General features: G+C 68.1%; 22 protein-coding genes, 1 tRNA gene and 1 pseudogene. 14 read left to right on the top strand and 10 right to left on the bottom strand.

What is annotated here, in order from left to right; genetic code table 11:
• Positions 1 to 137 precede the first annotated feature (137 nt).
• Together FS532_RS19215 and FS532_RS14750 are read left to right on the top strand one after the other, a co-directional pair.
• Positions 138 to 606, top strand: a pseudogene (locus FS532_RS19215) (ATP-binding cassette domain-containing protein); the annotation flags it as partial.
• 56 nt (positions 607 to 662) lie between these two features.
• A complete protein-coding gene (locus FS532_RS14750) occupies positions 663 to 2,003 on the top strand; it encodes an ABC-F family ATP-binding cassette domain-containing protein (protein WP_440130723.1) in 1,341 nt (446 codons plus the stop codon).
• A 121-nt stretch (positions 2,004 to 2,124) separates the two neighbouring features.
• Here the strand turns inward: FS532_RS14750 and FS532_RS14745 are convergent, their stop codons facing one another.
• Together FS532_RS14745 and FS532_RS14740 are read right to left on the bottom strand one after the other, a co-directional pair.
• A complete protein-coding gene (locus FS532_RS14745; RefSeq protein ID WP_144755939.1) occupies positions 2,125 to 2,565 on the bottom strand; it encodes a VOC family protein in 441 nt (146 codons plus the stop codon).
• A gap of 29 nt (positions 2,566 to 2,594) precedes the next feature.
• Positions 2,595 to 3,089, bottom strand: a complete 495-nt coding sequence (locus FS532_RS14740) for a MarR family winged helix-turn-helix transcriptional regulator (protein WP_097180853.1) — start codon at positions 3,087 to 3,089, stop codon at positions 2,595 to 2,597.
• Between the two features lie 80 nt (positions 3,090 to 3,169).
• On the opposite strand from FS532_RS14740, the gene FS532_RS14735 reads away from it, so the two are divergent.
• Positions 3,170 to 3,244: transfer RNA gene (locus FS532_RS14735), tRNA-Gln, on the top strand.
• 7 nt (positions 3,245 to 3,251) lie between these two features.
• Here FS532_RS14735 and FS532_RS14730 read toward each other — a convergent pair.
• Positions 3,252 to 3,764 carry a MarR family winged helix-turn-helix transcriptional regulator gene (locus FS532_RS14730; protein WP_144755935.1) on the bottom strand — a complete coding sequence of 171 codons (513 nt, stop codon included), beginning with the start codon at positions 3,762 to 3,764 and terminating at the stop codon, positions 3,252 to 3,254.
• 136 nt (positions 3,765 to 3,900) lie between these two features.
• On the opposite strand from FS532_RS14730, the gene FS532_RS14725 reads away from it, so the two are divergent.
• The 7 genes from FS532_RS14725 to FS532_RS14695 are packed head-to-tail and all read left to right on the top strand — an operon-like array spanning position 3,901 to position 11,818.
• Positions 3,901 to 4,824, top strand: coding sequence for a pseudouridine-5'-phosphate glycosidase (locus tag FS532_RS14725; protein WP_144755932.1), 924 nt, complete (start codon positions 3,901 to 3,903; stop codon positions 4,822 to 4,824).
• A complete protein-coding gene (locus tag FS532_RS14720; RefSeq protein ID WP_144755929.1) occupies positions 4,821 to 5,513 on the top strand; it encodes an HAD family hydrolase in 693 nt (230 codons plus the stop codon). The genes FS532_RS14725 and FS532_RS14720 overlap by 4 nt, the downstream gene beginning before the upstream one ends.
• Positions 5,510 to 6,199, top strand: a complete 690-nt coding sequence (upp, locus tag FS532_RS14715; RefSeq protein WP_144755926.1) for a uracil phosphoribosyltransferase — start codon at positions 5,510 to 5,512, stop codon at positions 6,197 to 6,199. Before FS532_RS14720 ends, upp begins: the two co-directional genes overlap by 4 nt.
• Positions 6,196 to 7,110, top strand: coding sequence for an EamA family transporter (locus FS532_RS14710; RefSeq protein WP_144755923.1), 915 nt, complete (start codon positions 6,196 to 6,198; stop codon positions 7,108 to 7,110). Before upp ends, FS532_RS14710 begins: the two co-directional genes overlap by 4 nt.
• A 26-nt stretch (positions 7,111 to 7,136) precedes the next feature.
• A complete protein-coding gene (locus tag FS532_RS14705) occupies positions 7,137 to 10,910 on the top strand; it encodes an amino acid adenylation domain-containing protein (protein ID WP_144755920.1) in 3,774 nt (1,257 codons plus the stop codon).
• Complete coding sequence (locus tag FS532_RS14700) at positions 10,910 to 11,140, top strand: tautomerase PptA (RefSeq protein ID WP_144755917.1); 231 nt, start codon at positions 10,910 to 10,912, stop codon at positions 11,138 to 11,140. Before FS532_RS14705 ends, FS532_RS14700 begins: the two co-directional genes overlap by 1 nt.
• A 36-nt stretch (positions 11,141 to 11,176) precedes the next feature.
• The gene (locus tag FS532_RS14695) at positions 11,177 to 11,818 is read left to right on the top strand and encodes a 4'-phosphopantetheinyl transferase family protein (RefSeq protein WP_144755913.1); all 642 of its coding nucleotides are present in this window, start codon (positions 11,177 to 11,179) and stop codon (positions 11,816 to 11,818) included.
• Positions 11,819 to 12,053: 235 nt separating this feature from the next.
• Here FS532_RS14695 and FS532_RS14690 read toward each other — a convergent pair whose 3' ends face one another.
• The gene (locus FS532_RS14690) at positions 12,054 to 12,632 is read right to left on the bottom strand and encodes a hypothetical protein (protein ID WP_144755910.1); all 579 of its coding nucleotides are present in this window, start codon (positions 12,630 to 12,632) and stop codon (positions 12,054 to 12,056) included.
• A gap of 110 nt (positions 12,633 to 12,742) precedes the next feature.
• On the opposite strand from FS532_RS14690, the gene FS532_RS14685 reads away from it, so the two are divergent.
• On the top strand, positions 12,743 to 13,315 hold the full coding sequence (locus tag FS532_RS14685; RefSeq protein WP_260852754.1) for a TetR/AcrR family transcriptional regulator: 573 nt from the start codon (positions 12,743 to 12,745) through the stop codon (positions 13,313 to 13,315).
• A gap of 78 nt (positions 13,316 to 13,393) precedes the next feature.
• Here the strand turns inward: FS532_RS14685 and FS532_RS14680 are convergent, their stop codons facing one another.
• Positions 13,394 to 14,431 carry a methionine synthase gene (locus FS532_RS14680; RefSeq protein ID WP_144755904.1) on the bottom strand — a complete coding sequence of 346 codons (1,038 nt, stop codon included), beginning with the start codon at positions 14,429 to 14,431 and terminating at the stop codon, positions 13,394 to 13,396.
• A gap of 14 nt (positions 14,432 to 14,445) precedes the next feature.
• Positions 14,446 to 15,459, bottom strand: a complete 1,014-nt coding sequence (locus tag FS532_RS14675; RefSeq protein ID WP_144755901.1) for a putative oxygenase MesX — start codon at positions 15,457 to 15,459, stop codon at positions 14,446 to 14,448.
• A 64-nt stretch (positions 15,460 to 15,523) separates the two neighbouring features.
• On the opposite strand from FS532_RS14675, the gene FS532_RS14670 reads away from it, so the two are divergent.
• Positions 15,524 to 16,465: a LysR family transcriptional regulator gene (locus FS532_RS14670; protein WP_144755898.1), complete on the top strand. Its 942-nt coding sequence runs from the start codon at positions 15,524 to 15,526 to the stop codon at positions 16,463 to 16,465.
• A gap of 155 nt (positions 16,466 to 16,620) precedes the next feature.
• Entirely contained in the window at positions 16,621 to 18,072 is a 1,452-nt protein-coding gene (locus FS532_RS14665) for a sugar porter family MFS transporter (protein ID WP_144755895.1), read from the top strand.
• A gap of 81 nt (positions 18,073 to 18,153) precedes the next feature.
• Here the strand turns inward: FS532_RS14665 and FS532_RS14660 are convergent, their stop codons facing one another.
• The 4 genes from FS532_RS14660 to FS532_RS14645 form a co-directional block, all read right to left on the bottom strand.
• On the bottom strand, positions 18,154 to 18,738 hold the full coding sequence (locus FS532_RS14660; protein ID WP_144755892.1) for a GNAT family N-acetyltransferase: 585 nt from the start codon (positions 18,736 to 18,738) through the stop codon (positions 18,154 to 18,156).
• 90 nt (positions 18,739 to 18,828) lie between these two features.
• Positions 18,829 to 19,728, bottom strand: coding sequence for an ATP-binding cassette domain-containing protein (locus FS532_RS14655; RefSeq protein ID WP_144755889.1), 900 nt, complete (start codon positions 19,726 to 19,728; stop codon positions 18,829 to 18,831).
• Positions 19,725 to 20,765, bottom strand: a complete 1,041-nt coding sequence (locus tag FS532_RS14650; RefSeq protein WP_144755886.1) for an ABC transporter permease — start codon at positions 20,763 to 20,765, stop codon at positions 19,725 to 19,727. The genes FS532_RS14655 and FS532_RS14650 overlap by 4 nt, the downstream gene beginning before the upstream one ends.
• A complete protein-coding gene (locus tag FS532_RS14645) occupies positions 20,762 to 21,754 on the bottom strand; it encodes a substrate-binding domain-containing protein (RefSeq protein ID WP_260852753.1) in 993 nt (330 codons plus the stop codon). Before FS532_RS14645 ends, FS532_RS14650 begins: the two co-directional genes overlap by 4 nt.
• A gap of 244 nt (positions 21,755 to 21,998) precedes the next feature.
• Here FS532_RS14645 and FS532_RS14640 point away from each other — a divergent pair, with 244 nt between their 5' ends.
• Complete coding sequence (locus FS532_RS14640; RefSeq protein ID WP_144755883.1) at positions 21,999 to 23,477, top strand: sugar porter family MFS transporter; 1,479 nt, start codon at positions 21,999 to 22,001, stop codon at positions 23,475 to 23,477.
• Positions 23,478 to 23,498: the final 21 nt, after the last annotated feature.

Genomic DNA, 23,498 nt, shown 5'->3' with positions numbered 1-23,498 from the left:
GTGACCGGACTCGGAACGACAACGCCGGTGTCGCACGACAGCGGACTTGTCGTTCCGACTCGGTCCGCACCGCACCGCACCGCACCCCACCCCCGCACACGCACCACGCACCCCCGCGCGCCGCCTACCCTTGACGGGTGGCTCATCTCCTCGGCGCCGAGAACCTCCATCTCGAGTTCCCCACCAAGGTCGTCTTCGACAACGTCACCCTCGGCATCGACGAGGGGGACCGGATCGGCGTGGTCGGCCGCAACGGCGACGGCAAGTCGACGCTCCTCGCCCTGCTGTCCCAGCGCCTCGAACCGGACGGCGGCCGCGTCACGCACCGCCGCGGGCTGACGGTCGGGTACCTCGACCAGCGCGACATCCTGCCCGCGGGCGAGACCGTCGGCACCGTCGTCGTGGGCGACCTGGCCGAGCACGAGTGGGCCGGCGACCCGAAGATCCGCGACATCATCGGCGGCCTCGTGTCCGACATCCCGTGGGAGGCGTCGGTCGACGACCTGAGTGGTGGGCAGCGGCGCCGCGTCGCGCTCGCCCGGCTGCTGGTCGGCGACTGGGACGTCCTGTTCCTCGACGAGCCGACGAACCACCTCGACGTCGAGGGCATCCAGTGGCTCGCCGAGCACATCAACCGCCGGTGGTCGGCGAACCAGGGCGGCATGGTCGTCGTGACGCACGACCGGTGGTTCCTCGACGCGGTGTCGACCGACACGTGGGAGGTGCACGACGGCGTCGTCGACCCCTTCGAGGGCGGCTACGCGGCCTACATCCTGCAGCGCGTCGAGCGTGACCGGCAGGCCGCGGCGAGCGAGCAGCGCCGCCAGAACCTGGCCCGCAAGGAGCTCGCGTGGCTCCGCCGCGGTGCCCCGGCGCGCACGAGCAAGCCGAAGTTCCGCATCGACGCGGCGAACGCCCTCATCGACGACGTGCCCCCGATCCGCGACACGGTCGCGCTGGCGAAGACCGCGACCGCGCGCCTCGGCAAGGACGTCGTCGACCTGCTCGACGTCAGCGTCTCCTTCGACGGCACCCAGATCCTCGACCGCATCGAGTGGCGTATCGCGCCGGGGGAGCGCACCGGCATCCTCGGCCCGAACGGCGCCGGTAAGTCGACGCTGCTCAACCTCGTGGCGGGGAAGCTCCAGCCGACGTCCGGCCGGGTGAAGACCGGCAAGACCGTGCAGATCGCCGTGCTCGACCAGCAGCTCGCCGACCTCGCGCAGTTCGCCGACGACCGCGTCCGCGAGGTCGTCGCCCGCAAGAAGACCAGTTACGTCGCCGACGGCAAGGAGATGACGCCCTCTCAGCTGCTCGAGCGGCTCGGCTTCACGTCGGCGCAGCTCTCCACCCCGGTGAAGGACCTGAGCGGTGGCCAGAAGCGCCGCCTGCAGCTCATGCTCATCCTGCTCGACGAGCCGAACGTGCTCATCCTCGACGAGCCCACGAACGACCTCGACACCGACATGCTCGCCGCCATGGAGGACCTGCTCGACACCTGGCCCGGCACCCTCCTGGTCGTCTCCCACGACCGGTACCTGCTCGAGCGCGTCACCGACCAGCAGTACGCCGTGCTCGGCGGGCACCTCCGGCACCTGCCGGGCGGCGTCGACGAGTACATGCGGCTGCGTGCGGCCGGCACCGGTGGTGGGACCGCTTCGGCGGCTGCCGCCGCGTCTGCCGGGAGGCCCGACACCGCCGGCGGGACCGGCTCGCCGTCCGCGGTGGCCGGGTCCAGTGCCGCCGGGTCCGGTTCCGGGTCTGCCGCGTCGTCGCTCTCCGGTGCCGATCGTCGGACGGCGGAGAAGGAGATGTCGGCGCTCGATCGTCGCATCGCGAAGGTCGGGGACGAGCGGAAGAAGCTGCTCGACGCGTTCGCGACACATGACCAGTCGGACTACGCCGGCCTCGGGGAGCTGCAGTCGCGCCTGGCCGGCCTGGAGTCCGAGGTCGAGCAGCTCGAGGAGCGCTGGCTCGAGGTCGCGGAGTTGCTCGGGGTCTGAGGCGCGGGTCGGTCGGCGGCTGTCGATGTGCGATAGCGCCCCGTCCTGAACATCGCGCCCCGTTGTGCCGGGGCGCGGTGTTCGTCACGGGGCGCGATCCGGCGCTGAGCCTGAGCGAGCTCTACGCGGCTGGCTTCGCGTCCTCGGGGGCGCCCCCGCCGGGGTTGGCGACGACCTCCCAGAGGTGGCCGTCCGGGTCCTGGAAGAAGCCGGACCACATGCCCCACGGTCGCGTGTACGGCGCCGCGAGCATCGTCGCTCCCGCTGTCCGTGCCCGTTCGAGGAACGCCTCGGCGTCGGCCTGCGAGTCGACGAAGTGCCCGATCGTGCTGCTCGGTGCGGTGGCGAGTGACACGCCGGAGTCCTTCGCCATGTCGTCCCGGCCGTACACGCTCACGATCAGGGCGTCGTCGAGCGTGAACATCGCCGTGGTGCCGCCCGCTTCGGTCTCGGTCGCGGGGTACTCGGTACCGATCACCCCGCTGCCGTCGATCCCGAGCAGGGCACGGTAGAACTCCGCCGATCGTGCGACGTCGGCGACGGCCAGGGTGATCGCATGCATGCGCCGGAGCGTAGTCGCCGGCCGGCGGGTCAGTCCCCGAGGCCCAGGATCAGTCGCCGCAGCAGTCCGGACAGCTGGTCCTGCTCGGTGTCGGACACCCCGGTGAGGATGTCCCGCTCGGCCGCCAGGAGATCGGCGATCGCGGCGTCCACCGCGGCGCGGCCCTCGGCGGTGAGCGACACGAGGATGCCCCGACCGTCCTTCGGGTCGGTCCGTCGCGCAACGAGTCCGCGCGCCGCCAGCCGGTCCACCCGGTTCGTCATCGTGCCGCTCGACACGAGGGTCTGCTGCAGGAGCGTCTTCGGGCTCAGCTCGTACGGCTCGCCCGCCCGCCGCAGTGCCGACAGGACGTCGAACTCCCACGGCTCCACGCCGCTCTCGTCGAACGCGGCCCGACGTGCACGGTCGAGGTGCCGGGCGAGCCGGTCGACGCGGGACAGGACCTCGAGCGGGCCGAAGTCCAGGTCGGCTCGTTCCCGTCCCCACGCAGCGACGATGCGATCGACCTCGTCCTCCTGCGGCATCCCCCCATCTTGGCGGACGCGAGGGCTGCACGGCCAGCCTCGTCGGTCGTGGGAGGATGGTCGGGCGCCTCCGTGCGCGTTCCGCCTTGGTGTAATGGCAGCACGACGGCCTTTGGTGCCGTTAGGTCCGGGTTCGAATCCTGGAGGCGGAGCCACGGGTGTTCAGGGGAAGGGGCGACGGTCGCCGCCGTCCCCGAGGCCCTCGAGGAACTTTCTGAGCAGGCCGATCATCTGCGACCGCTCGTCGTCGTCGAGCGCTGCGAGGAGCTGTCGCTCGTTCTCGACGTGGCTGACGAGCGCATCATTGACGGCTGCGAGCCCCTGCGGTGTGAGCGCCACGATGACGCTGCGGCGGTTCGCGGGGTCGGTCTCTCGGGTGACGAGCCCTTTCACCACCAGCCGGTTGAGGCGGTTCGTGATGGCGCCGGATGTGACCATCGTGCTGGCGAGTATCTCGCCGACGGTCAGCCGATGAGGTGTGCCGGCGCGGCGGAGCGCTGCAAGAAGGTCGAACTCACCCGGCAGGAGATCGTGTTCGGCAAGGACCGCGGCGATGCGCCTGTCAAGGATTGCTTCCGCGCGGCTGATGCGTCCGATCAGCGCCATCGGGCTCACATCGAGTTCTGGACGTTCCTTCGCCCACTGCGCGAGCACGCGGTCGACGGCGTCGGGCATCCACACTCCTTCACGTCGAACTGTTTGACGTCGACTGTACGCCCCCTATACTCATGAACGTTCAACAGTACGACGTTAAGAGAACGGTGGGGGCGGCGATATGAGCAACAACGGGCGGGGCGTCACTCGAGGAGCGATGGAGCTGCGCCTCGGCAACGAGGTCGCGGACGCGCTCGCCGACGGTGCTGCCGTACTGGCGCTCGAATCGAACGTCGTTGCCCAGGGGCTGCCGTATCCGAGGAACCTCGACACCGCGCTGCAGGTGGAGGAAACTGCGCGGAACGCCGGCGCCGTCCCTGCGACCACTGCGGTCCTCGACGGTGTCCTCCGCGTCGGCCTCACCCAGGAGGAACTCGAACGGATCGCATCCTCGCCGACGCTGCCGAAACTCTCCACCCGAGACATCGGCGCGTGCCTGGCGCGCGGTGGCACCGGTGTAACGACGATCGCTGCGACCATGGCCATTGCGGAGCTTGCCGGCATCGCCGTCGTGTCATCTGCCGGGCTCGGCGGCGTGCATCGCGGCGCGAGCCAGAGCTTCGACATCTCCGCAGACCTGCCACAACTCGTGCGCTCCAAAGTCATCGTCGTGTCCGCAGGCGCGAAGAAGATCCTCGACTTGCAGGCCACCTTGGAGTACCTCGAAACAGCGGGCGTCCCCATCGTCGGCTACCGGTCCGATGACTTCCCAGCGTTCTACTGTGTTTCCAGCGGTCTGCCGGTGCCACATCGAACCGACGACATGTCGGAGATCGTGCGAACAGCACTCAACCACTGGTCGATGCGGGACAGCGGGGCGATCCTCGTCACCCACCCGATTCCCGACACAGATGCACTCTCATCTGTTGAGGTCGACGCAGCCATCGATGAAGCGCTTCTCCGAGTGGCGTCCGAACGCATCAGCGGACAACGCGTGACTCGGTATCTCCTCGACGCGGTGAACGACGCCACAGAGGGTCGAGCGAGTGCAGCGAACGCCGCCGTCCTCATCAGCACCACCGCGATCGGCGCGGAGGCTGCAGTCGCTCATGCCGAAGCGACGCGGGAGAGTCGCTCGTGAACGGCGTCGAAGCGGTGTTGTTCGACCTGGACGGCACGCTCATCAACACCCCTCCCGCGATCGCGGTCGCGCTTCAGGCGGCGGTTGTGGACACGACTGGTGAGGAACTGGACCTGGCCAGCATCGTCCCACTGATCGGCAGACCGTTGCCGGCACTGTGCGCGCGGCTCGTCAACCGGGACGAAGACGACCCGGTGACGATCGCTGTCATCGCCGCGTACCAGGACCACTACCGGCGAGACATCGTCCCGAACGCGGAGAACCTGTTGTTCCCCGACGTTGCGGTCGGCATCGCCGCGCTGGCAGCGGACGGGAAACAACTCGCCGTCGTCACCAGCAAGAACCACCATGCCGCGGAACTGATCCTTGACTCGGCAGGCCTCCTGCCGTTCTTCGAGGTCATCGTCGGCGCTGACGACGTTCGAACCCCGAAACCCGCGGCAGACGCCGGCCGTCACGCCTTGCAGTTGCTCTGTGCGAAGCCTGCTTCTGCAGTGATGGTCGGCGACACCGCGGACGACATCCACATGGCTGACGCGGTCCCCATGCAGTCCATCGGGGTGACCTACGGGGCGACCAGTGCAGCAGCGATGGCAGCCCTGCAGCCCACCTTCATCGTGAACGACTTCCCGGCGGTCGCATCCGCGCTCGCCACTGACTCCACTGCAAAGGACGCGGTCCACTCGTGAGCAACCACAGAACCGAAACGCTCGCCCGGCCGATGGAAGCTGTCCGCCAGGTCCACGCACTCGCCCGCACTGATGCCCTACTGGCTCTGCACGCGGCAGCGCGGAACGCCGACGCCACCCATCTGGAGTTCGTCCTCGCAACGCAACGCATCATGCGGCTCCTCCTCGAGGACGCACTCGGAAGGCTGCGACACACGGACAGCATCCCGACCACTCCCATCGGTGCTGAGTTCCCCGGACGCCGCCGAGTCCAGCACGAGACTTTCGCTGTGTCAGTTCCACGCGCAGGCGACGCCCTGGAAGCGGAACTGCGAGCGATCGTCCCGGATGCGCGGCTGGGGAAGATCCTCATCCAGAGGGATCCCGACAGGAAGGTCCCCGTCTTCCATTGGAGCAAGCTGCCAGAGGGCCTCGCAGGCAAGGAAGTGCTCCTCCTCGACCCGATGATGGCGACCGCGGGCACAGTGAAGATGGCGGTCAGTATCCTCGCCGCAGCTGGCGTCCGACCGGCGGACATCGTCCTCGTCAACTTCCTCACCTGCCCCGAGGCGCTCGAGAAGCTCTTCGACGACTATCCGGAGATTCGCGTCGTCACCAGCTTCATCGACGAGGGACTCACCGAGCAGGCGTTCATGCGCCCGGGCATCGGAGACTTCGGCGACAGGTACTACGGAACCTTCCGATGACCCCCTCCGCGAGCACGCCGGTCATCGGTGTCGCTGGCATCACCGCGGCAGCCGCCGTGGCGCCCATCGTCTGGGGAACGACCTACGTCGTGACCACTCAGCTGCTACCCGCCGCTCACCCGATGACCGCCAGCGTCCTCCGCGCCCTGCCGGCGGGGCTGCTCCTGCTGGCAATGCGGCCCGGCCTCCCTCCTCGGGGGTGGCGTCTCCGGACCGCGGTCCTCGGAATGCTCAACATCGGCTGCTTCTTCCCGCTGCTGTTCATCGCCGCATACCGCCTTCCCGGCGGACTTGCGTCAGTCGTCGGCGCACTGCAACCCCTCATCATCATCGGGCTGACGCTGGTGCTCCGATGGGGCAGACCGTCGCTGGCACACCTGCTCTGGGGCATCGTCGCCCTCATCGGAGTGTCGTTGGTGTCCGTAACGGGAGGAGAGTCCTTCGACCTCGTCGGGTTCGGCGCGTCGGTCCTCGGCACCGTGTCGATGGCGTCTGGGATCCTCCTGACCCGCCGGTGGGGTACCCCACCGAACACGCATCCGCTGAACTCGACTGCGTGGCAGCTCATCGTCGGTGGTGCTGCCATCATCCCGCTCATCCCCGTCTTCGACCGGGGGCCCTGGGACCCAACAGCAGGTGGCCTCGCGGGCTACGCATGGCTGACCTTCATCGGTGGGGCACTCGCATACAGCCTCTGGTTCCGAGGCGCCCGCGCCCTCGCCCCCACGGGCATCGCACTCCTCGGTGTACTCAGCCCGGTCACGGCAGCCGTCCTCGGCTGGGTCGTCCTCGGGCAGGCACTCACACTCGTGCAGATCATCGGGTTCGTGGTCGCGCTCGGCGGCTCGCTCGGCGGTCAGCTCACGCCGGCGTACAAGCCACGTGCGGCCCTGCGCCAAGCCATCTCATAAGCATCACCGTCAGGAAGGGGAATCTGATGGAACCACTCACATCGGTCGCTGCATCTGGGGACGCAGCGACATTGACCGCGCTGCTTCGAGCGGCAGCCCAGGAGAACCCTCGGAAAGCAGCGGTCATAGACGGTGACACCGTCGTCACCTTCGCGGACCTGTGGACACAGGCCCAAGCGCAGGCAGCGCATCTCACGAACTCCGGTGTCCGCCTCGGCGACGCCGTAGGGCTCTTCCTGGAACCCGGGGTCGAACTCGTCACTGCAGTCTGGAGTGTCCTCCTCGCCGGGGCCGCGTACGTCCCGTTGGCTGTGGACTACCCGGCGGAACGCATCAAGTACATGATCAACCACTCGAAGCTCGAGAACATCATCACGGACGGGCGATCTGAAGCCCTCGTTCGACAGTTGACGCCGGACACTGTGCGGGTGCACCAGGTAGATGGCCACGCTCCGTCATCCGTGAACCAGACGGTCGACCACCACCTCCCGAACCCTGCCGGACCCGCGTACGTCATCTTCACGTCCGGCTCGACGGGGAAGCCGAAGGGTGTCGTGGTCCCGCATCGGGCAATCAGCCACCAGATGGGTTGGCTTGCTCGCGAGATGACCCTCGGCAGCTCACGCATCCTCCTCAAAACGCCGACGAGTTTCGATGCGGCGCAGTGGGAGATCCTTGCCAACGCTGCAGGCGGGACCATCATCATCGGCCCCGCCGGTATTCACAGAGACCCGGCACAGATCGTCCAGTTCATCCGCGAGCAGCGGGTGACACATCTGCAATGTGTACCCACCCTGTGGCGTGCCCTCGTGCGACAGCCCTCGTTCACCACCAACGACACACTCACCCACGTGTTCAGCGGCGGCGAGGCGCTGACGGCCACCGACGCGCGAGAAATCATGGACGCGGTACCTCGCGCGGCGCTGATCAACCTCTACGGCCCGACTGAGACGACGATCAACGCCACCTTCCACCGAGTGAGCGCCGAGGACATCGACGATGTCCGGTCGGTGATCGCTATCGGACAGCCCGTGCCCGGCTGCACCATCCACATCCTGGACGGCGCAAATCGACCCGTCGCCGTTGGAGACGTCGGCGAGCTTGCCATCGGAGGCCCTCAAGTCGCATCCGGGTACATGAACGACCCGGAGCGAACAGCGGAACGGTTCCTCCACATCGACCGGGAACCTGCGCGTGTGTACGTCACCGGGGACCTCGTCTCTCAGTCCCCGAACGGGGACCTGCACTTCCACGGCCGAGTAGATGACCAGGTGAAGATCAACGGCCACCGTGTGGAGACCGAAGAAGTCCGCCTCGCCATCGAGCAGCATCACTGGGTGCGCTCCGCCGCGGTCGTCCCCTGGACTGACCCACGTGATGGCCTCGCACGCCTGGCCGCCTTCGTGGAGCTTGACCCTGAAGAGGCGGCGGTCATGGACGCCGACCGTGCTGGACAGCATCATCGGTCGAAGAAGGGGCACGAGCAAGTCCGGGCACAACTCGCCGCACTCGAGCGCGACAGCGTCCTGTCACCATCAGAGCAAATTGCCCTTCCCAACGCGGACGGCTCCCCCGAGCAGCGAAAGACGGCGTTCGCCCGGAAGACGTACCGGTTCTACGACGGCGGCGACCTGACCAAGGACGACATCTCCGCGTTCATCGCCGACGACCGGCAACCGGAACCGACCATGCCGCCCGTGCCCATGGACGTCGAACGCATCGGGCACCTCCTCCGCTGGTTCGGGCCGTTCAGCAGCAGCGAACGCCTTCTCCCGAAGTACGCGTACGCGTCGCCCGGAGCCCTCAACGCGACCACCGTCTACCTCGAGGTCGTCGGCGTCGACGGCATTGACGATGGACTTCACGAGTACCACCCCGACACCCACTCGCTCCTCCAGGTCGGAACGGTGCCAACCGAAGCCGCGTCCGGACTGATCCGCGTGCTGCTCGTCGGTGACCGTGACGCAATCGAAGCGGTGTACGCCACCAACGTCGACGAGGTGCTGCACTTCGAAGCAGGGCACATCGCCGGCCTCCTCGACCATGCCTCCGCGGAGCTCGGCTACTTCAGCCACCACCGCACCCCGGTGCAGGATCCGCGGATCTCTGGCACCCACCGGGTCTGCACCGCAGTCATGGAGCTTCGAACGGACCGACCGGCTCCGGACGGCTTCCCGGTGCGGACGACGGTGCAGCTCCACAGCAACGTCGCGAACGGACGCGCCGGAACCTACGACGTCGGGCCGAACGGTCTGGAACGTGTCAGCGCAGACGTCATCGAACGTCGGCACGTCATCGCGATCAACCAGGAAACGTACGATCGGTCCAGCTTCGGAGTGGCGATGTCAGTGCCTGCCGGGGCAGGGTGGCGCGGTTTCGTAGAACTCGGTCGCACCCTCCACCGTCTGCAGATGAACTCCTCCAACATCGGACTGATGTCCGCTGGTTACTCGTCACTGACGGGACGTGACCTGCCATCCGCTGTCCGCTACCGGACCATCATCGGAGGTGATCCCCTGGTGTACTTCGCTGTCGCCGGGGCGGTATCCGATGAGCAGGTCGATTCGGTCGGCATGCGTGAGGACTCTGTCCACACGCGCGGTCCGGAGGAAATCCTCCGCGACGACCTCCGGAAGACCCTTCCGTACTACATGGTGCCGTCACGGGTCACCGTCATCGACAGCATCCCCGTGTCCAACAGTGGAAAACACGACCGGTCCGCGCTCATCACGACGATGGAGACGACCGTCGCACCCCCAGCCGAATCAGTTCCGCCAGCGAACGAAGTCGAGGGGCGCATACTCGCCATCTGGAACGAGGTGATCCGCAGCGAGCAGCATTCCGTCACGGCGGACTTCTTCGATGTCGGCGGGAATTCCCTTGACGCGGTGCAACTGATCAACCGCATCAATCGGGAACTCGGCGGGACACTCCCGGTGCAGACTGTCTTCGAACGGCCCACCGTCCGCGCCATTGCCACGGCGCTGAGCGCCGACTCGTCCGGCTCCAGGCTGATCAAACTCGCCGACGGTCCGGGGCGGCCATGCGTCGTCTGGCCGGGCCTCGGCGGATACCCGATGAACCTCCGCACGTTGGCGAAGCACCTGTCTTCGGAGTTCACGGTCTACGCGATCCAAACCCATGGGCTGAACGTGGGAGAGAACCCGTATCCGACCTTGCAGGAGATGGTCGACCGAGACGTTGCGCTCCTCCGCACAGCGTTCCCCGACCAGGAGCTGTCCCTCGCTGGCTATTCGTTCGGCGCTCGGGTCGCGACCACCGTCGCCGCCGCCCTGCGGCGGGAGGAACGCGCCATCAGTCGGCTCATCCTCGTCGCGCCAGGCTCACCATTCGTTCCGGGGCTTCGTGTCACACCGGGCGACCGATTCACCGAGCCGTACTTCCTCAGGATGGCGTACTCAGTGTTCCTCGGCCAGCTCCCCGACGCTGCAGCGTCAGCACGCCTGGACACGGTCTCCGATGAGGCTGACTTCCTCGCTGCCTTGACGGTCTGGCGGCCGGACCTCGACACCGAACTCGCAACGAGGATCCTCCGCGTCGCATCGACCACCTTCCAGTTCCGGGCAGAGATAGGCCCGGACGTCACCGGGCTGCTGGAAAACATGGAAGTGTTCACCGCCACCGGCGACAGCCCATCGTTCCTCCGAGCAGCAGAGACGAACCTCGAAGACGCTGGTCGGCTTCGTCGCGTTCCCGTCGACCATTACACGATCCTTCGCGACCCGACGGTGGCGACCATCGTCGAGATGCTCGGTGACCGACAACTGCAGGAGGGATGATGCCCCACTTCAAGATCTGGCACTTTCCCCCAGAACTCACTGATGGCCAACGGCAGCGGCTCGCCGCCGCGCTCGAAACCGTCGCGGTCGACGTCTTCGGAACCTCGCCGAACGCGGTGTCCGTCGATGAGATCGCGGTACCGGAGGATGCCTGGAAAGTCGACGTGTTCGACGTCGAGATCGGGCCACGCCACGAAGGCCTCGTCCGCAAACCGGGCTACTCCATGTAACGGGCCGGAGCGGCGGCGAGCATGAACGGATCAGGCATGCTTGCCGCCGCTCTCTTCGGGAGCCACACGGCTACCGACGAAACGTTCGGCAACCGCACTGACCTTGAACTCTTCGAACAGGAAGAGACAACGCTCGCGCACGCATCGCCGGAACGCCTTGCCGAGTTCCGCACGGCGCGGTCTTGCGCACGGGAGGCCCTCCGGACGCTCGGTGAACCCATGATCAGCATCCCGGTCGGCGCGGACCGCGCACCGGTCTGGCCGGCAGGAATCGTCGGAAGCATCACCCACTGCGTCGGGTACCGAGCCGCGGTCGTCGCCAAGCGCGAGCACGTGCTCGCCGTGGGCGTCGACGCTGAACCCGATGCGCCCCTCCCGCCCGGCGTCGCACGAGCAATCTTCACGGTTGGGGAGGCCGCAGCAACTCGGGGCCTACCCGCCGGCATCAACTGGGATCGCCTGCTGTTCAGCGCCAAGGAATCTCTCTTCAAGCTGCAGGCCCACCTCGAGCCAGGACACCGGATCGAGATCACCCAGGTGCTTGCGGACGGGACGATCCGGACGACTCCGGGCCCACCGGGTGCGCACATCGACGCCAGGTGGATCATCGGTCCGGGGCTCATCGTCACCGCGGCTACCGCGCACCGTGTGCACCAGCGGCCGGGGACAGCCCAATAGTGGGAGGACGATCCCAGAGCGCCGTCTCCCGGACGGCTCAGCGGATCTACCGATGAAGAGTCAGCGCGAACGCGCTCCGATGCCGTGGGACAAACGGGCCGAAGCGGGCTGCATCTCGACGCGGCTCACGTGCCCACCCGCCGTGACCACTGACGGTGGGACCGTCGCAGCGCAGATGCGCGGCTCCCACGAACACGCTGTTTGCGAATCGCAGCGCCGAACACTTCGCCACCGCTCATGCCCGGACGGCACCGGTTCCGTCCGCCCTCGCGGCACGCTGCAGCCGGACCGCCGAGACGAGGAAGAACACCGCTCCGAGGATCGCGTACCCGCCGACCCCGGCGACGGACTCGCTGTTCGCCGACCCGGCGATGAAGCCCGCACCGGCGAGCACCGAGATGCCGCCGCTCAGGATCATCGGCCACTGCCCACCGAGGCGACGGCGCCGGAGCGCCACGACGAGCTGCACCGCGCCGGCGCTGATCGCCCACAGCCCCCAGACGACCATGACTGCCGGGATGCCCGAGGCGACGGCGAACGCGAGGCCGATCGCGGCCAGGAGGCTGAGGCCCATGTTGACGTACAGCAGCGGTGACGAGCCGGTGCCGCGGGACGCCCGGTGGTCGACGATCGCCGCGACGACGTCGAACAGCGGGTAGAGCAGCAGCAGCGTGACGCTCACCGGACCAAGGCCAGCGGAGGCCGTCAGGATCAGTACGAGCGCCCAGACGAGCTGGAAGACGAAACGGACGGCGTACAGGGTGCGGAGCGTCGCGGCGATGCCTGCCGAACGCGGAGCGGAGGTGGTGGACACGGGGTGCCTCTCGTCGAGATCAGAAGTAGAATGACTAGTAACTCTACTGACGCTAGGGCGTGCGTCTCGGAAGCGCAAGAGAGGGCGAAGGACCGCTTATGATCGGTGCGGTGAAGGTGTCCATGCGCGATCGACTCATCGATGCGGCGACCGAGCTCTTCTACGCGTCGGGCATCCGGGCCGTGAGCGTGGACCGGGTCATCGAGCGTGCCGGGACGACGAAGGTCACGTTCTACCGGCACTTCACGAGCAAGGACGACCTCGTCGTCGCCCACCTCGAGCGCCGTGCGCAGCAGGAGCGGGACGGCGTCGGCGCCGCGATCGAACTCGCTGGCGGCGATGCCGAGCGGACCTTCGAGCTCATCGCGGGGACCCTCGGCTCGATGGCGTGCGAGCCCGGGTTCCGAGGCTGCCCGTTCATCAACGCCGCGGCCGAGTACCCGGACCGCGACAGCGGCGTGCGCCAGGCGGTGGACCGCCACCGGGCTTGGTGCAAGGCCACCTACGCGCAGGTCATCGAGCCGTTGCACCTGCCGGACCCCGAGGGGGTTGCGACGGACCTCATGCTGCTGCGGGACGGTGCGATGGTCGCCGGGTACCTCGACGGCGAGGCGGCGCTGGCCGCGTCCTACCTCCGCAGCGCACGCGCGCTGATCCGGCCGGTCGGCGCGACGTCGCGCTGACGCGCGCACAGACGGACTGGAGGCACGGTGCCAGCTGGCACCGTGCCTCCAGTCCGTCGATCGGTCAGGTCGCGACCGTCAGCCGCGCCCCGAGAGCTCGCTCCGGACGATCTCCGCACCAGCGGACAACGCGCTCAGCTTGCCGAGTGCGGCCTGCCGGCCGAGCGGAGCCATCCCGCAGTTCGAGCTCGGAACGAGCTTGTCGGCGTCGACGAAGTCGAGGGCGCGGCGGAGGACCTCCGCGACCTCCTCGGGCGTCTCCACCGTCTCGGTCGCGACGTCGACGGCGCCGAGCATGACCTTCTTGCCGCGGATGAGCTCGACGAGCTCGAGCGGCACGTGCGAGTGGATGCTCTCCAGCGAGACGGTGTCGATCGACGACTGCTGCAGGAGCGGGAACGACTGCTCGTACTGGCGCCACTCGGCCCCGAGGGTCGCCTTCCACTTGTTGTTCGCTTCGATGCCGTAGCCGTAGCAGATGTGCACGACGGTCTCGGCCCGGAGCCCTTCGGCGGCGCGTTCGAGCGCGGCGACGCCCCAGTCCCGCACCTCGTCGTGGAAGACGGTGAAGGCGGGCTCGTCGAACTGGATGACGTCGACACCGGCGGCCTCGAGCTGGCGCGCCTCCTGGTTGAGGATCGTGGCGAACTCCCACGCGAGCTGCTCGCGGCTCCCGTAGTGGCGGTCCGCAAGGGTGTCGATCATCGTCATCGGACCGGGGAGCGCCCACTTGATCCGCCGGTCGGTCTGCGCACGCAGGAACTTCGCGTCCTCGACGAAGACGGGCTGCCGGCGGCTCACCGCTCCGACCACGGTCGGCACCTGTGCGTCGTACCGGTCACGGATCCGGACGGTCTCCTTGTGCTCGAAGTCGACGCCGTCGAGGTGCTCGATGAACGTCGTGACGAAGTGCTGCCGGGTCTGCTCGCCGTCGCTGACGATGTCGATGCCGCGGTGCACCTGCTCGTGGACGGCCGACCGGAGTGCGTCCTGCTTGCCCTCGGCCAGTGCGTCGCCATCGAGCAGCCACGGGGACCAGAGCCGCTCCGGCTCGGCGAGCCAGGACGGCTTCGGCAGGCTGCCGACGATCGAGGTGGGCAGGAGGGTGTTCGTCATGGTGTCCCTGTCGGTCATCGGATCGTGGCGGCGCTGGCGGCCCAGCGGTCGAGGAGTGCTCCGTGCGGCTGCACGAAGTGCTCGGCCGTCCAGTGCCCCTGGGTGACCGCGAGTCGGCTGCGCTCCTCGCGGTCGTAGTCGACGGCGGTCTTCGAGAAGTCCTGGTGCTCGAGGCTCGGGCGGTAGACGCTCGGGGCGGCCGCGTTCGCGTTGTAGATCTCCGGTCGGTAGATCTTCTGGAACGTCTCCATGGTGCTGATCGTGCCGGCGAGTTGGAGGTCCGAGTAGTCGTTCAGCAGGTCACCGCTGGCGTAGAAGGCGAGCGGCGCCTTCGACCCGGGCGGCATGAAGTAGCGCACCTGCAGGCCCATCCGGCCGAAGTACTCGTCGGTCAGCGAGGACCGCTCGTGGTGGTACTCGACGCCGAGCACCGGGTGGACGTTGTCCGTGCGGCGGTAGGTCTGGCTCGACGAGACGCTGATGCACACGACGGGCTGCGTGTCGAAGCGGGCGCGGTAGGCGTCCGACGCCAGGAAGTCCTGGAAGAGCAGCCCGTGCAGACGGCCGAAGTCGTCGGGGATGCCCGCGGCCTTGTCGACCGACGGCAGCCGGACCGCGAAGTCGTAGTCGCGCAGGTACGACGAGAAGTTGTTGCCCACGATCCCCTGGTGGCGCAGCCCGGTGTGCTGGTCGACGATGCGGACGTCGAGCACCTCGAGGAGCGGGAACTCCTGGTCCGCGCCGGACGCCTCGAACCGGACGGCGGCCGAGACGATCTCGAGCTCGACGCGGTAGCGGTCACCGTTCGGGTTGTCCCACCGTGCGAGGTCGTTGCACCGCCGGTCGATCATGGTGAGCGCGTTGCGGAGGTTCTGCTGGCGGTGCTCGCCGCGGGCGAGGTTGGCGAAGTTCGTGGTCGCTCGCGAACTCGTCGACGGGGTGTAGTCCTCGTCGAACCGAGTCGTGTCGATGTGGAAGGAGAAGTCCAAGGCCGGCCAGTCCGTAGGGTGCGGGAAGTGTGCGTTCATCGTGCCGTCGATGGAGGGTCATCGGGTAATCCATAGCTGCTATGGCCACGTATAGGCTGCGCCTATGCCTCGCGTGTCGAACGACATCACCCTGCAGCAGCTCCGTTACTTCATCGAGGTCGCGTCCGAGGGCTCGATCAGCGCGGCGGCCGACCTGCTCTACGTCGCGCAGCCGACCCTGTCCGCGGCGATGAAGGACCTCGAGGCACGGGTCGGGCGCGCGCTCTTCATCCGGTCGGCCCGAGGCGTCGAACTCACCGTCGACGGTGTCGAGTTCCTCGGCTACGCGCGTCAGGTCGTCGAACAGGTGTCCCTGCTCGAGCAGCGGTACGTCGGGCGGCAGCCGTCGCGGCGGCTGCTCGGGGTGTCCACGCAGCACTACTCGTTCGCCGTCGAGGCGTTCGTCCGCATGGTCGACGGGGCCGACGCCGACGAGTACGAGTTCTCCCTCCGCGAGACGCGCACGTGGGACATCATCGAGGACGTCCGGACGCTGCGGAGCGAGGTGGGCATCCTGTACCGCAACGACTTCAACGGGAAGGTCATCGCCAAGCTGCTCCGGGATGCAGGAGTCGCGTTCCACCCGCTGTTCGTCGCGGAGCCGCACATCTTCGTGTCGCGGCGGAACCCGCTCGCGTCCCGGGGCCGGGCCACGCTCGCCGACCTGGCGGACCTGCCACGGCTGACCTTCGACCAGGGCGCCAACAACTCGTTCTACCTGTCCGAGGAGATCCTCTCGACCCTGTCCAGCAAGCGCGAGATCCGGGTGTCGGACCGGGCCACGATCTTCAATCTCATGATCGGCCTCGACGGGTACACGATCTCGACGGGGCTCATCAGCGACGACCTCGACCCCGGGATCGTCGCCGTGCCCCTCGACGTCGACGAACGCATCGAGATCGGGTGGATCGCGCACACCGCGATCCCGCTCTCCGAGCAGGCGCAGACCTACCTCGACGAGGTCCGGGCGGTCGTCGCCCGTGCCGGGGTCGAGCTGCTGGACTGAGACGGAACCCGGCCGGACGGACACATCGTTCGTCCGGCGAGAATCCTGAGTGTCCGGTAACGATCGCGCGCGGCCGCTCCGTAGGCTCCTCGACGGACCGACCCGCCCTGCCATCACCGTCGATGTGCGACCCGACGCCACATCGAAGGAGCAGCATGCCCTCGCCCGCCCCACGCCCGCGGACCCGCACGCCCGAGGACCGCAGCGCCTACGCCGTCGGCATCGAGACCACCGCGATCCCCGTCCTGCCGCCGGACGCCCGTGCCCGGAAGCGCTTCGTCCGCGTCGTGGCCGCCGTCGCCGCCGTCGGGGGAGCGCTCTTCGGCTACGACACCGGGGTCATCTCCGGCGCACTCCTCTACGTGTCATCGGACTTCGCCCTCAGCGTCTTCGAGGAGGGCATGGTCACGAGCGTGCTGCTCGTCGGCGCCGCGGTCGGTGCGTTCGCGGGCGGACGGGTGGCCGACCGGATCGGGCGGCGGCTCGCGCTCGTCCTCGCGGGCGTGGTGTTCGTCGTCGCCACGATCGGGTGCGCATTCGCCCCGGACTACGCCGTCCTGCTGGTGAGCCGAGTGGTGCTCGGCCTGGCGGTCGGGGTGTCCTCGATCATCGTGCCGCTGTACATCGCGGAGATGGCACCGGCCGACATCCGCGGTCGCCTGGTGTCCCTCAACTCGCTCATGATTGTGACGGGGCAGCTGCTCGCGTACCTCGTGAACGCCTGGCTCGCGCAGTACGGCGCGTGGCGGTGGATGCTCGGCCTCGCCGCGGTACCCGCCGTGGTCCTGGTCGTCGGGATGTTCCTACTGCCGGACACCCCGACCTGGTACCGGATGCGGGACCGACCGGACGACGCCCTGCAGGTGCTCCGCCGCGCGTACCCGGAGCGCGAGGCGCACCGCGAGCTGCGGTCGATCGGCCAGGCGCAGCAGTCGCAGTCGTCGGAGAACCAGGGCTGGCGCGGCTTCCGCGAGCCGTGGATCCGACGCTCCGTGATCATCGCGATCGGCGTCGCCGTGCTGCAGCAGGCGACTGGCGTGAACACGGTCATCTACTTCGCCCCGACGCTCCTCGTCGACACCGGCCTGCCGTCGTCGACCGCGGTGGTCGCGACGATCGCGATCGGCGTCATCAGCGTCGTCGCCACGATCGTCGGGCTGCGGCTCGTCGACCGGATCCCACGGAAGAAGCTCCTCATCGGGGGCTCGCTCGGCGGGATCGTCTCGCTCGTCGCGCTCGGCTGCACGTACCCGCTCACCGACCTCGGCCCGGGCTTCAGCTACCTGGTGCTCGGCGTGATGGTGCTGTTCCTCGCGTTCCAGCAGTCCGCCGTCGCGACGACGACCTGGCTCATCATCTCGGAGCTCGTGCCGTCTGCCGTCCGCGGCGTCGGGATGGGCGTCGCGGGCGTGTTCCTGTGGCTGGCGAACTGGGCGGTCTCGCTCGCGTTCCTGCCCGTGGTGCACGCCATCGGGGGATCGTGGACGTTCATCGCCTTCGCGGCGATCGGCGTCCTCGGCGTGGTGTTCGTCCGGCGGGCGGTACCGGAGACCGGTGGCAAGTCCCTCACCGACATCGAGCAGGAGATGCAGGACGCGACGGACTGACGCAGTGGACCGGGCCAGGAGACCGGACTGGAGGCACGTGGCGGCGCCGCCACGTGCCTCCAGTCCGGTGTCCGGACCGTCTCAGGACGTCGGCCGGCTGACGGACGCCGGTTCCGCCGGGCCACCCGTCGAGACCCACGCGCCGAGCGGCGCGTCGGGGACGTCCTCGTCGGTGGTCTCGGTGCGGCAGAGCGCGAGACCCCGGGCCTCGTAGTTCGGGCGCGCAGCCGGTCCGTCCAGGCTGCACGTGTGCACCCAGACGCGCACGGTGCCCGGGATCGCCCAGGCGTTCGTGATCGCGTGCTCGAGCAGCGGGCCGCCGAGGCCCCGGCCGAGCCCGGGAGCGGCGAGGCCGAAGTACCGGATCTCGACGTGGGTGCCGTCCTCCTGGACGAGCGGTTGCAGCTGCACGTAGCCGAGCGGCACACCGTCGGCCGTGGGGATCCAGAACGACGTGCCGGGGACGGCGAGCTCGTCCTCCCACTGCTCGCGCGTCCACCCGAGCCGATCGGTCCACCGCCACGGACCGCCCACGTAGCCGTAGAGGAACCGGGCGTACTCGGGGTCCACCGCGGTCGGGTGGTCGAGGCGGACGCCGTCCGGCACCGGCCGAGGCGGTGCGGTGGGCGGGGTGCGGCTCTCCAGGGTCCAGGTCACGACGCGCATGCGACGAGTCTGCCGGGTGCTGCGGATCTGCCGGGTACGACGCACGAACGCCGCCCGGCACCAGCCGGACGGCGTTCGTGTTCGGTGCGCCTACGCGCCGGGGACGACCTCGGCCGCACGGATCTCCTCGATGCGGTCGGCCTGCCCGCCGACCTGTTCGAGTTCGTGCGCGAGTTCCTCGAGCTCGGCGCCGCCGGCCATCATCCCGGTGAGCTCGGGCAGGGTGACGTCCGTCTTCTCGAAGTACCCGATGCTCTTGCCACGACGGAGCAGCAGGAAGCGGTCGCCCACGGGGTAGGCGTGGTGCGGGTTGTGGGTGATGAAGATCACCCCGAGCCCGCGGTCCCGTGCGCGCAGGATGTACTTCAGGACGACGCCCGACTGCTTCACGCCCAGCGCGGCGGTCGGCTCGTCGAGGATGAGCGCCTTCGCGCCGAAGTACACCGCGCGGGCGATCGCGACGCACTGCTTCTCACCGCCGGACAGGGTGCCGATCGGCTGGTCGACGTCCCGCAGGTCGATGCCCATGTCGAGCAGCTCCTGCTTCGTGATCCGTTTCATCTCCTTGACGTTCAGGGCACCGAGCGGCCCGCGCAGCTCCGACCCGAGGAAGAAGTTCCGCCAGATCGGCATGAGCGGCACGACGGCGAGGTCCTGGTAGACCGCGGCGATGCCGGCGTCGAGGGCCTCGCGTGGGGACGAGAGCTTCCGGTCCTCGCCCGTGATGGAGAACGTGCCGGCGTCGTGCTGGTGGAGTCCGGCGATGATCTTGATCAACGTGGACTTCCCGGCACCGTTGTCACCGAGCACGCAGGTCACCCGTCCGGCGTCGACGTCCATCGTGATGCCGGAGAGCGCGATCACGTTGCCGTAGTGCTTGCCGACCTCGCGGAGCGCGATGAGGTGGGGTGCCCCGGCGATGACGTCCGGGTGCTCGGTGACCGGCACCTCGACGGCCTGGGTCACCGGGTTCGCGGTGTTCGGGGTCATTTCTGCTCCGCTCGCTTCTTGACGACGAGGTTGATGATCGTGGCGAGCAAGAGCATCAGGCCCAGGAAGAACTTGAACCAGTCCGGGTTCCACTGCGCGTAGACGATGCCCTTGTTCGCCATCCCGAAGATGAGCGCTCCGATCGCGCCGCCCACCGCCGAGCCGTACCCGCCGGTGAGCAGGCACCCGCCGATGACGGCGGCGATGATGTAGAGGAACTCGTTGCCGACGCCCTCGCCGGACTGCACGACGTTGAAGGCGAAGAGGTTGTGCATGCCGCCGATCCAGGCGCAGAACCCGACACCCATGAACAGGCCGATCTTCGTCTTCGTGACGGGGACGCCGACCGCGCGGGCGGCGTTCTCGTCACCGCCGACCGCGAAGATCCAGTTGCCGACCCGCGTCCGGAGGAGCACCCAGGACGCGATGGCGACCAGGGCGATCCAGATGAACACGGTGATCTTGACGGTGATGCCGAACACCGGGACGTCGGCGGCGAACATCTGCTCCGCGACGGCGAACCCGTCGAGGCGCGAGATGTCGAGCGTCGACACCGATCCGGACACCAGGCGGGTGATCGCGAGGTTCAGACCGGTGAGCATCAGGAACGTCGCCAGGGTGACGATGAACGACGGGAGCTTCGTGCGGACGAGGATCCAGCCGTTCACGAACCCGACGCCGAGCGAGAACACCAGGGCGAGGAGGACGCCGACCCACACGTTCGTGGAGAAGTACCAGGCGAACAGGCTCGCGGTGAGGGACGAGGAGATCACCCCGACGCCGGCCGACAGGTCGAACTCGCCGCCGATCATCAGGAGCGAGACGCCGACGGCCATGATCCCGATCGTCGAGGATCCGTAGAGCACGGTGGAGATCGAGTCCGGCTGCACGAACACCGGGGCGATGACCGCGAAGAACACGAACATCGCGACGGCACCGACGACGGCACCCACCTCGGGGCGTCCGAGCAGCTTGCGGACCGGGCTGCGCGCCGCGAGCCGTTCGTCCCCGGCCGGGACGGTCCCGACGGCGGTCACCGGAGACCGTCCTCGGCGTACTTGAGCACCTTGCCGATGTTCGACTTGTCGACGATCGCCGGTCCGGTCAGGGTCGGCTTGCCACCGCCGAGGACGAACCCGCCCTGCTTGTAGAGCACGATCGAGTCGATCGACTCGTACCCCTGCATGAAGGGCTGCTGGTCGACGGTGAAGATCACGTCGCCGGCCTTGATGCTCTTCGCGAGCGCGGCGTTGAGGTCGAACGAGGCGACCTTGATGTCGCTGCCGGCTGCCTTGACCGCCTTGAGGATCACCGCGGTGTACGGCGCTCCGAGGCCCACGATCGTGTCGGCGCTCGAGTCCGCCTGGAGCTTCGCGGTGACGGTGGACTGCACCGCGCTGTTGTCGGTGCCGTTCACGTAGAGGGTCTCGGTGTCGGGCAGGACCTTCTTGATGCCGCCGCACCGGGCCTCGAGTGCGACGTTGCCCTGCTCCTGGATGACGCAGATCGGCTTGGAGAGTCCCTGCGCCTTGAGTTCGTTGCCGACGGCCTCGCCGGCGACGGATTCGTCCTGTCCGAAGTGCGCGAGGATCCCGAGTGCCGAGTACGCGTCGCTGCCGGAGTTGAACGACACGACCGGGATGCCGGCCTTCTCGGCGCCCTGCACCGCGCTCCTCAGCGCATCGGGCTTCGCGAGTGACACGGCGATCCCGTCGACCTTCTGGTCGGTGTACTGCTGCACGAGCTGTGCCTGCTTCGAGCCGTCGGGGTCGGAGGCGTAGAGGAGCTTGACGCCGTCCTTCTTCGCGGCGTCCTCGGCGCCCTTGCGGACGATGTCCCAGAAGGTGTCTCCGGGGGCGGCGTGGGTGACGAGGGCGATGGTGAGGCCGGAGTTCTTGCTCGTCCCCCCGGAGGAGCCGTCGTCGCTCGAGGCGACCCGTCCTCCCTGCGAGGAACAGCCGGCGAGGACGAGGGCACTCGCCGCGACGGCGACGGTGATGCCCATGACTGCAGAGATGCGCTTCACGGAAGACTCCTTTGTCCAGTGGTTCCGCTGAGGTGCTCGGGTGGAGATGCCGACCAGGGGTGGGAATGCGGGACTCGACAACTGCGTCGATTCTCACCTGGCGGGCCATCTGTTCGGCGTACGGTATAACGAATCATCCTGGTGCACAAGAGGTCGATTCGAGGGGCCCTCCTGTTACAGTGTGAACAGTTCGTCCGGAGAGTGAGAACTGGCCGGGCGCCCTGACCACGACGAAGGAGTCTTGATGTCCGGACAGATCCCAGCGCGCGAAGCCACCGAGCTGCCGCCGTTGACCAGTGGACCGCACCGCAAGCGGATCGGGTTCATCTCGGTCATCGCCTGCCTCGGCGGCCTGCTCTTCGGGTACGACACCGGCGTCAGCAACGGCGCCGAGATCTCGATCCAGTCCCAGCTCGGCCTCGACGACATCGGTCTCGGTGTCGTCATCTCGTCGCTCGTCTTCGCCGCGGCGGTCGGTGGCCTGATCGGCGGCCCGGTCTCGGACCGCATCGGTCGCCGGTCGACGATCATCGCGATGGCCGTGTTCTTCTTCTGCGGCACGCTACTCGCCGTGTTCTCCCCGAACTTCGAGATCCTGCTCGCCGGCCGCATCGCCGTCGGGCTGGCGGTCGGCGCCGCGTCGATCGTGGTCCCCGTCTACCTCGCAGAACTCGCACCGCTCGAGATCCGCGGCATGATCACCGGACGGAACGAGCTCGCCATCGTCAGCGGGCAGCTCGCGGCGTTCGTGATCAACGCGATCATCGGGCTCGTACTCGGTGACGAGGGCGGCGTCTGGCGCGTCATGTTCTTCATCTGCGCGATCCCCGCCGCGTGCCTGTTCTTCGGGATGCTCCGGATGCCGGAGTCGCCGCGGTGGCTCGTCGAACACGGGCACGAGGACCGCGCGCTCGAGATCCTGAAGACCGTCCGCAACGAGGAGCGTGCCGAGGCCGAGCTGGCGGACATCCGGCGCATCACCGCCGAGGAACCGAACGAGACCCGCCTCAACGGACTGAAGGCCCTGTTCTCCAGCCGTTGGCTGATCCGCATCGTGCTCATCGGTTGCGGCGTCGCGATCGCGCAGCAGGTCACCGGCATCAACTCGATCATGTACTACGGGCAGCGGATCCTCATCGAGTCCGGGTTCGGTTCGAGTGCGGCCCTCGTCGCGAACATCGCGCCCGGCATCCTCGCGGTGGTGGGCGGGCTCATCGCACTCCGGAACATGGACCGCGTCGACCGTCGCAAGACGTTCATCCTCGGCCTGACGCTCACCACCACCTGCCACATCCTGATCGGCGTCTCGTCACTCGTGATCCCGGCGGGCAACCCCATCCGTCCGTACGTGCTGCTGTTCCTGATCTGCGCGTTCGTCCTGTCGATGCAGTCCTGCCTGAACATCGCCGTCTGGGTGTGGCTCGCCGAGATCTTCCCGCTGAACATGCGCGGGCTCGGGACCGGCATCGCCGCGTTCGCCGGCTGGCTGATGAACGGCGTGCTCGCCCTGTACGTGCCGTCGCTCATCCAGGGCATCGGCATCACCGGGACGTTCTTCCTGTTCGCCGTGATCGGGGCGATCGCGCTGCTGTTCATCGTCACGCAGGTGCCGGAGACCCGTGGTTGGTCGCTCGAGAAGCTCGAGGAGGAGGTCACGACCGGCGCGATCTACATCGACACGATCAAGGGCAAGGCCAAGCGGGCCGCGCGCGACCGTGGGTGATCGTGCTGCAAGATGAGGTCC

It is taken from the genome of Curtobacterium pusillum, assembly GCF_007673235.1.
GTDB classification, from domain to species: Bacteria; Actinomycetota; Actinomycetes; order Actinomycetales; family Microbacteriaceae; genus Curtobacterium; species Curtobacterium pusillum_C.
This window is presented reverse-complemented; position numbering and strand designations above follow the sequence as displayed.

What these genes read in the sequence shown, in the direction of transcription:
- FS532_RS14665 (WP_144755895.1), top strand. Translation starts at nt 16,621, where the DNA reads ATGCCCTCGCCCGCCCCACGCCCGCGGACCCGCACGCCCGAGGACCGC.
- FS532_RS14730 (WP_144755935.1), bottom strand. Translation starts at nt 3,764, where the DNA reads ATGCCCGACGCCGTCGACCGCGTGCTCGCGCAGTGGGCGAAGGAACGT.
- FS532_RS14725 (WP_144755932.1), top strand. Translation starts at nt 3,901, where the DNA reads ATGGAGCTGCGCCTCGGCAACGAGGTCGCGGACGCGCTCGCCGACGGT.
- FS532_RS14745 (WP_144755939.1), bottom strand. Translation starts at nt 2,565, where the DNA reads ATGCATGCGATCACCCTGGCCGTCGCCGACGTCGCACGATCGGCGGAG.
- FS532_RS14640 (WP_144755883.1), top strand. Translation starts at nt 21,999, where the DNA reads ATGTCCGGACAGATCCCAGCGCGCGAAGCCACCGAGCTGCCGCCGTTG.
- FS532_RS14695 (WP_144755913.1), top strand. Translation starts at nt 11,177, where the DNA reads ATGCTTGCCGCCGCTCTCTTCGGGAGCCACACGGCTACCGACGAAACG.
- FS532_RS14670 (WP_144755898.1), top strand. Translation starts at nt 15,524, where the DNA reads ATGCCTCGCGTGTCGAACGACATCACCCTGCAGCAGCTCCGTTACTTC.
- FS532_RS14680 (WP_144755904.1), bottom strand. Translation starts at nt 14,431, where the DNA reads ATGACGAACACCCTCCTGCCCACCTCGATCGTCGGCAGCCTGCCGAAG.
- FS532_RS14660 (WP_144755892.1), bottom strand. Translation starts at nt 18,738, where the DNA reads ATGCGCGTCGTGACCTGGACCCTGGAGAGCCGCACCCCGCCCACCGCA.
- FS532_RS14740 (WP_097180853.1), bottom strand. Translation starts at nt 3,089, where the DNA reads ATGCCGCAGGAGGACGAGGTCGATCGCATCGTCGCTGCGTGGGGACGG.
- FS532_RS14655 (WP_144755889.1), bottom strand. Translation starts at nt 19,728, where the DNA reads ATGACCCCGAACACCGCGAACCCGGTGACCCAGGCCGTCGAGGTGCCG.
- FS532_RS14675 (WP_144755901.1), bottom strand. Translation starts at nt 15,459, where the DNA reads ATGAACGCACACTTCCCGCACCCTACGGACTGGCCGGCCTTGGACTTC.
- FS532_RS14705 (WP_144755920.1), top strand. Translation starts at nt 7,137, where the DNA reads ATGGAACCACTCACATCGGTCGCTGCATCTGGGGACGCAGCGACATTG.
- FS532_RS14750 (WP_440130723.1), top strand. Translation starts at nt 663, where the DNA reads ATGGTCGTCGTGACGCACGACCGGTGGTTCCTCGACGCGGTGTCGACC.
- FS532_RS14710 (WP_144755923.1), top strand. Translation starts at nt 6,196, where the DNA reads ATGACCCCCTCCGCGAGCACGCCGGTCATCGGTGTCGCTGGCATCACC.
- FS532_RS14700 (WP_144755917.1), top strand. Translation starts at nt 10,910, where the DNA reads ATGCCCCACTTCAAGATCTGGCACTTTCCCCCAGAACTCACTGATGGC.